This window comes from Streptomyces sp. NPDC043853 (genome assembly GCF_056436025.1).
The window spans coordinates 1,092,375-1,099,240 of the sequence record NZ_JBWKDJ010000001.1 but is presented as its reverse complement, the minus strand read 5'-3'; the positions used below and the strand labels follow the sequence as shown (position 1 = coordinate 1,099,240).

Sequence of the window (6,866 nt, the reverse complement as noted above, 5' to 3'; positions counted from 1 at the left end):
GGGGGGAAAGGAGGGGGGCAACAGCGGGGGGGGGGGGGAGGGGGTCTGGACCCAGGGGAGCACGGGCGCCGGGGGGAAGAAGAAGACGGGGGGGGGGCGACCGGTGTTCCCCCCGCCCCTGTCTTCGTCCGTCCGTTCCCGTGCTCTTCCGGCCCGGGGCCGGGGAAGGGTCAGCGACGGGCCTGGAGGAGGTCCTCCAGCTGCTCCTCGCGGGCCTGCGCGGCCACGAACAGCAGCTCGTCGCCCGCCTCCAGGGTCTCCTCCGGGCTGGGCGTCAGCACCCGGTTGCCCCGGATGATCGTCACCAGCGAGGTGTCCTGCGGCCACTCGATCTCGCTGATCTGGGTGCCGGCCACCGAGGACTCCGGCGGCAGGGTCAGCTCGACCAGGTTCGCGTCGCCATGGCTGAAGCGCAGCAGCCGTACCAGGTCGCCGACGCTCACCGCCTCCTCCACCAGCGCCGACATCAGGCGCGGAGTGGACACGGCCACGTCCACGCCCCACGACTCGTTGAACAGCCACTCGTTCTTCGGGTTGTTCACCCGGGCGACCACCCGCGGCACCCCGTACTCGGTCTTCGCCAGCAGCGAGACCACCAGGTTCACCTTGTCGTCACCCGTGGCCGCGATGACCACGTTGCAGCGCTGCAGGGCCGCCTCGTCGAGCGAGGTGATCTCACAGGCGTCGGCGAGCAGCCACTCCGCCTGCGGCACCCGCTCCACCGAGATGGCGGTCGGCGCCTTGTCCACGAGGAGCACCTCGTGCCCGTTCTCCAGCAGCTCGCCCGCGATGGAACGGCCCACCGCGCCGGCTCCGGCGATCGCGACCCTCATGCGTGTGCCTCCTCGGGACCCTGGGCGAAAGCGGCCTCGACCTTCTCGATCTCGTCGACCCGCATCATCACGTGCACGAGGTCGCCCTCCTGCAGCACGGTCTGCGAAGTCGGCAGCATCGCCTCGCCCAGCCGGGTGAGGAACGCCACCCGGACCCCGGTCTCGTCCTGCAGGCTGCTGACCTTGTGCCCGATCCACGCCGCGGAGGTGTGCACCTCGGCGAGCTGCACCCCGCCGCTCGGGTCCCGCCACAGCGGCTCGGCCCCGGACGGCAGCAGCCGGCGCAGCATCTGGTCGGCGGTCCACCGTACGGTCGCCACGGTCGGGATCCCCAGCCGCTGGTAGACCTCGGCGCGCTTGGGGTCGTAGATACGGGCGGCGACGTTCTCCACACCGAACATCTCGCGCGCCACCCGCGCCGCGATGATGTTGGAATTGTCACCACTGGAGACCGCGGCGAAGGCGCCCGCCTCCTCGATCCCGGCCTCGCGCAGGGTGTCCTGGTCGAAGCCGACCCCGGTCACCCGGCGACCGCCGAACCCTGCTCCCAGCCGACGGAACGCGGTGGGGTCCTGGTCGATCACGGCGACCGTATGCCCCTGCTGCTCCAAGGTCTGCGCAAGGGCGGAACCCACTCTTCCGCAGCCCATAATGACGATGTGCACGGCCGTCCTTCCGGCTGTCAGTGGCTGTTCTTCTCTTCAGCCTCATTCACACTCAGGCTTCACAGGGTCTCAGACCATGGCCCAAGCTACACACGGGCGGTCACGTTTGTGGTCCACAAGCGCGCAGCGGTGCGTAATTGGTGAGGACCACGGCCGGGGGTTGGGCAGTGGTCATTTCGAACGCTTACCATCCTCTCCGTGTCCAAACTGACCGACGTGCCCAAACGGATCCTGATCGGCCGGGCTCTGCGCAGCGACCGCCTGGGGGAAACGCTCCTCCCGAAGCGCATCGCACTCCCCGTCTTCGCCTCCGACCCGCTCTCCTCGGTCGCATACGCTCCCGGAGAGGTCCTGCTGGTCCTTTCGATCGCGGGCGTATCGGCCTACCAGTTCAGCCCGTGGATCGCGGCCGCGGTCGTCGTGCTCATGTTCACCGTGGTCGCCTCCTACCGGCAGAACGTCCACGCGTACCCGAGCGGCGGCGGTGACTACGAGGTCGCCAACACCAACCTCGGGCCCAAAGCCGGACTCACCGTCGCCAGCGCCCTGCTCGTGGACTATGTCCTGACCGTCGCCGTGTCGATCTCCTCCGGTGTCGAGAACCTCGGATCCGCCGTGGATTTCGTGATCGAACACAAGGTCCTCTCGGCGATCGTCATGATCCTCCTCCTCACGCTGATGAACCTGCGCGGCGTGAAGGAATCCGGGAAACTCTTCGCGATCCCGACGTACGTGTTCATCGCCGCCGTTTTCATCATGATCGCCTGGGGAATCTGGCAGGGCTCGGTGATGGGGGAGACGCTGAAGGCTCCCACCGCCGATCTGGAGATCAAGCCCGAGCACGAGGGAATCGCCGGATTCGCGCTGGTCTTCCTGTTGCTCCGGGCCTTCTCCTCCGGCTGTGCGGCCCTGACCGGCGTCGAGGCCATCAGCAACGGCGTACCGGCATTCCGCAAGCCCAAGAGCAAGAACGCGGCCAGCACCCTGGCCCTCATGGGCATCTTCGCCGTGACCATGTTCTGCGGCATCATCGGCCTGGCCATGGTCACCGACGTGCGGATGGCCGAGAACCCGGCCCACGACCTGCTCCGCGACGGCGTCCCGGTCGGCGACACCTACGTACAGAACCCGGTGATCACCCAGGTCGCCGAGGCCGTCTTCGGGGAGGGCAGCTTCTTCTTCATCCTGCTCGCCGCCGCCACCGCCCTGGTCCTGTTCCTCGCGGCCAACACGGCGTACAACGGCTTCCCGCTGCTCGGCTCGATCCTCGCCCAGGACCGCTACCTGCCGCGCCAGCTCCACACCCGCGGCGACCGCCTCGCCTTCTCCAACGGCATCGTGCTGCTGGCCGGCGCCGCCATGCTGCTGGTCTGGCTCTACGACGCCGACTCCACCAAGCTGATCCAGCTCTACATCGTCGGCGTGTTCGTCTCCTTCACGCTCAGCCAGATCGGCATGGTCCGGCACTGGAACAGGCACCTGAGCACCGAACGCGACAAGGCCGCCCGCCGCCGGATGATCCGCTCCCGGGCCATCAATACCTTCGGCGCCATCTTCACCGGCCTGGTGCTGGTCGTCGTCCTGGCCACCAAGTTCACCCACGGCGCCTGGGTCGCCCTGCTCGGCATGCTGATCTTCTACGGCACCATGACGGCGATCCGGAAGCACTACGACCGCGTCTCCGACGAGATCGCGGCGGCCGAGGGCCCCTCCGACGACAGCGTCCGCCCCTCCCGGGTCCACTCCATCGTCCTGGTGTCCAAGGTCCACAAGCCCACCCTGCGCGCCCTGGCCTTCGCCAAGCTCACCCGCTCCGACACCCTCGAAGCGCTCAGCATCAGCGTCGACCCGGCCGAGACCAAGGCCCTGCGGGCCGAGTGGGAGCGGCGCGGCATCAACGTCCCGCTCAAGATCCTCGACTCGCCGTACCGGGAGATCACCCGCCCGGTCATCGAGTACGTCAAGGGCCTGCGCAGCGAGAACCCGCGCGACGCGGTCAGCGTCTACATCCCGGAGTACGTGGTCGGCCGCTGGTACGAGCACGTCCTGCACAACCAGAGCGCACTGCGCCTCAAGGGCCGCCTCCTCTTCACCCCGGGCGTGATGGTCACCTCCGTCCCCTACCAGCTGGAGTCCTCCGAGCTCGCGAAGAAGCGGGCGAAGAAGCGGCAGGAATGGAACGCGCCGGGAGCGGTCCGCCGCGGTCCGGTGGACACCCGCCCCAAGGAGAGCAGCAAGCCATAGGCGGCCGGCCATGGGCGGCAAGCCCGGGCAGCACGTCGTAAGAGGCCCTCGGGGCCACGTAGACTGATGGGTCGGCCGTCTCTCTCGCGGGAGACACCGGCCCATCAGCATTTCAGGTCGACATTCAAGCCGTACGTCCCTTCCTCTGGAGCACTCTCACCATGACCACGCCGCAGCAGGACAACAAGCAGCAGTCGCTGGTCGGGGGCGAGAAGCAGCAGCCGCTGTCGCTGATCGGGGAGGAGTACGAGGTGGAGGTCGGCCCCGTCGCGCACGGCGGCCACTGCATCGCCCGAACCGACGCCGGCCGGGTCCTCTTCGTCCGCCACGCCCTGCCCGGCGAGAAGGTCCTCGCGAAGGTCACCGAGGGCGACTCCGACTCCCGCTTCCTGCGCGCGGACGCGATCCGGGTCGTGGAGGCGTCCAAGGACCGGGTCGAGGCCCCCTGCCCCTACGCCGGCCCCGGCAAGTGCGGCGGCTGCGACTGGCAGCACGCCAAGCCGGGCGCGCAGCGCCGCCTGAAGGGCGAGGTCGTCGCCGAGCAGCTGAGCCGCCTCGCCGGGCTGACCCCGGAAGAGGCCGGCTGGGACGGCACGGTCATGCCGGCCGAGGGCGACAAGCTGCCCGCCGGGCAGGTCCCGCAGTGGCGCACCCGGGTCCAGTACGCGATCGACGAGGACGGCCACGCGGGCCTGCGCAAGCACCGCTCCCACGACGTACAGGTCATCGACCACTGCATGATCGCCGCCCCGGGCGTCTCGGAACTCGGCATCGAGAAGCGCGAGTGGCCGGCCATGGCCACGGTCGAGGCCATCGCCGCTTCGGGCTCCCAGGACCGCCAGGTGGTCCTCACCCCCCGCCCCGGCGGCCGCCTCCCCCTCGTCGAACTCGACAAGCCGGTCTCGGTCCTCCGCGTGGAGGAGAAGGACGGCGGCGTCCACCGCGTCCACGGCCGCCCCTTCGTCCGCGAACGCTCCGACGGCCGCACCTACCGCGTCGGCATGGGCGGCTTCTGGCAGGTCCACCCCCAGGCCGCCGACACCCTGGTCCGCGCCGTCATGCAGGGCCTGATGCCCCGCAAGGGCGAGATGGCCCTGGACCTCTACTGCGGCGTGGGCATCTTCGCCGGCGCCCTGGCGGAACGCCTGGGCGAGACCGGCGCGGTCCTCGGCATCGAATCGGGCAAGCGCGCGGTCGAGGACGCCCGCCACAACCTGGCCGACTTCCCGCGCGTCCGCATCGAGCAGGGCAAGGTCGAGCAGGTCCTCCCGCGCACCCGCATCACCGAATGCGACCTGATCGTCCTCGACCCGCCGCGCGCCGGCGCCGGCAAGCAGACCGTCCGCCACCTGGCCTCCCTCTCGGCCCGCCGCATCGCCTACGTCGCCTGCGACCCGGCCGCCCTGGCCCGCGACCTCGCCTACTTCGCCGAAGCGGGCTACAAGCCCCGCACCCTCCGCGTCTTCGACCTCTTCCCGATGACCCACCACGTGGAGTGCGTCGCCATCCTTGAACCGGTGCGGGAAGGCTCCTGACCTGCGGTTTTCTCGGTGCGCATTATGTGCACTGTGGGCGTTACGGGCGATATCTTGACGCTGAGATGACGCTCGTGACGCTCATTTGACGCTCATCGGCCCCATTTCCTGACGGATCATCAGCCATCCCTGATGGTTCGCCAGTGGCCGGGAGGCCGTCTCCTGAGCCTGTTCCGCATGTGTTCGGGAGGGTGGCCTTCTCGATCCTGGGTGGCGGTGTGGGCGGCCTTTCGGACGCTGATCCGTCTCCCGCATGTCATCACGCTCTGTTACGTGTCGGGAGGCGGCGGCTGTCTGACCCGCAGGGCCTGCGGCCACCGGGAAGAAGCCGGGTTCTGGTTCAGTGGCCCCGACGGGGGCCGGGCTGGGCGGTGCCGTGGCTGCGACCACCGCCCAGCCCGGAGTCTCAGGCTGCCGCCGGCGCAGGTGTGGCGGCGGGCTCGTGCTCGCAGGCGTCGTCGATGCCGTACGTCTCCCACGCCGGGAACTCGTCCTCGGCCGGGACCGGCTCGTCGGGGCTGAGCAGGCAGGCTTCGAGCGCCGCCCGGAGCGCCTCGGTGCGCAGCCCGATGCCGATGAAGACCAGCTCCTGGCCCTGGGCGGTGTCCGTGCCACGGGCCCCCGAAGGCTCGAAGCGGGCCACCGCGCCGGCCTGGGACCACAGGCCGGTCACCCGGGGGCGGCTGGCGAGCCAGAAGAAGCCCTTGGAGCGCAGGATCCGCCCGAAGGTGCCGCTGTCGAGGCCCTTGGTGACGAACGTCCACAGCCTGCCGGGGTGGAAGGCCGTGTCGGCGCGGAACACCAGTGAGGAGATGCCGTACTCCTCGGTTTCGGGGACGTGGTCCCCGTTGAGCTCCTTGACCCAGCCGGGGGCCTGCTGGGCGCGCTCCACGTCGAAGAGTCCGGTGCCCAGGACGTGTTCGAGCGCTACGTGGCCGCGTACGGCGGGCACGATCCGGGCTTCGGGGTTGAGCCGGGCGAGCGTGGCGCGCAGCCGTGCGGCGTCGCCCGGCCCGACCAGGTCGAGCTTGTTGAGCACGATGACGTCCGCGAACTCGACCTGGTCCATGAGGAGATCGCTGACGGTCCGCTCGTCGTCCTCGTACTGGTCGAGGCCGCGCGCCACGAGTTCGTCCCCGCCGGCGAGTTCCCGCAGGAAGTTCGCGGCGTCGACGACGGTGACCATCGTGTCGAGTCGGGCCAGGTCGCCGAGGGTGGCGCCGTCGTCCCGGGGGAAGGAGAAGGTGGCGGCGACCGGCATGGGCTCGGAGATGCCGCTGGACTCGATGAGCAGGTAGTCGAAGCGGCCTTCGCGTGCGAGCCGGTCGACCTCCTCGAGCAGGTCGTCGCGCAGGGTGCAGCAGATGCACCCGTTGGTCATCTCGACCAGCCGCTCCTCAGTGCGCGAGAGCGCCGCTTCGCCGCCGCGTACGAGCGCGGCGTCGATGTTGACCTCGCTCATGTCGTTGACGATCACCGCGACCCGCAGGCACTCGCGGTTGCTCAGCACATGGTTGAGCAGCGTGGTCTTTCCCGCGCCGAGGAATCCGGACAGAACGGTCACCGGCAGGCGGTCGTACAGGGCCACG

The 6,866-nt window shown here is 69.7% G+C and carries 5 protein-coding genes; 2 read left to right on the top strand and 3 right to left on the bottom strand.

The window, feature by feature from the left end:
- Positions 1 to 170 precede the first annotated feature (170 nt).
- Together AC067U_RS04665 and AC067U_RS04660 are read right to left on the bottom strand one after the other, a co-directional pair.
- Positions 171 to 833: a potassium channel family protein gene (locus tag AC067U_RS04665; protein ID WP_478828127.1), complete on the bottom strand. Its 663-nt coding sequence runs from the start codon at positions 831 to 833 to the stop codon at positions 171 to 173.
- Positions 830 to 1,498 carry a potassium channel family protein gene (locus AC067U_RS04660; protein ID WP_478828126.1) on the bottom strand — a complete coding sequence of 223 codons (669 nt, stop codon included), beginning with the start codon at positions 1,496 to 1,498 and terminating at the stop codon, positions 830 to 832. Before AC067U_RS04660 ends, AC067U_RS04665 begins: the two co-directional genes overlap by 4 nt.
- Positions 1,499 to 1,696: 198 nt before the next feature.
- Here AC067U_RS04660 and AC067U_RS04655 point away from each other — a divergent pair, with 198 nt between their 5' ends.
- Complete coding sequence (locus AC067U_RS04655) at positions 1,697 to 3,742, top strand: APC family permease (protein WP_478828125.1); 2,046 nt, start codon at positions 1,697 to 1,699, stop codon at positions 3,740 to 3,742.
- 161 nt (positions 3,743 to 3,903) lie between these two features.
- Positions 3,904 to 5,277, top strand: a complete 1,374-nt coding sequence (locus AC067U_RS04650) for a class I SAM-dependent RNA methyltransferase (RefSeq protein ID WP_478828124.1) — start codon at positions 3,904 to 3,906, stop codon at positions 5,275 to 5,277.
- Between the two features lie 406 nt (positions 5,278 to 5,683).
- On the opposite strand, the gene AC067U_RS04645 is transcribed toward AC067U_RS04650, so the two are convergent.
- On the bottom strand, positions 5,684 to 6,865 hold the full coding sequence (locus tag AC067U_RS04645) for a GTP-binding protein (protein ID WP_478828123.1): 1,182 nt from the start codon (positions 6,863 to 6,865) through the stop codon (positions 5,684 to 5,686).
- Between the last annotated feature and the right edge of the window lies 1 nt (position 6,866).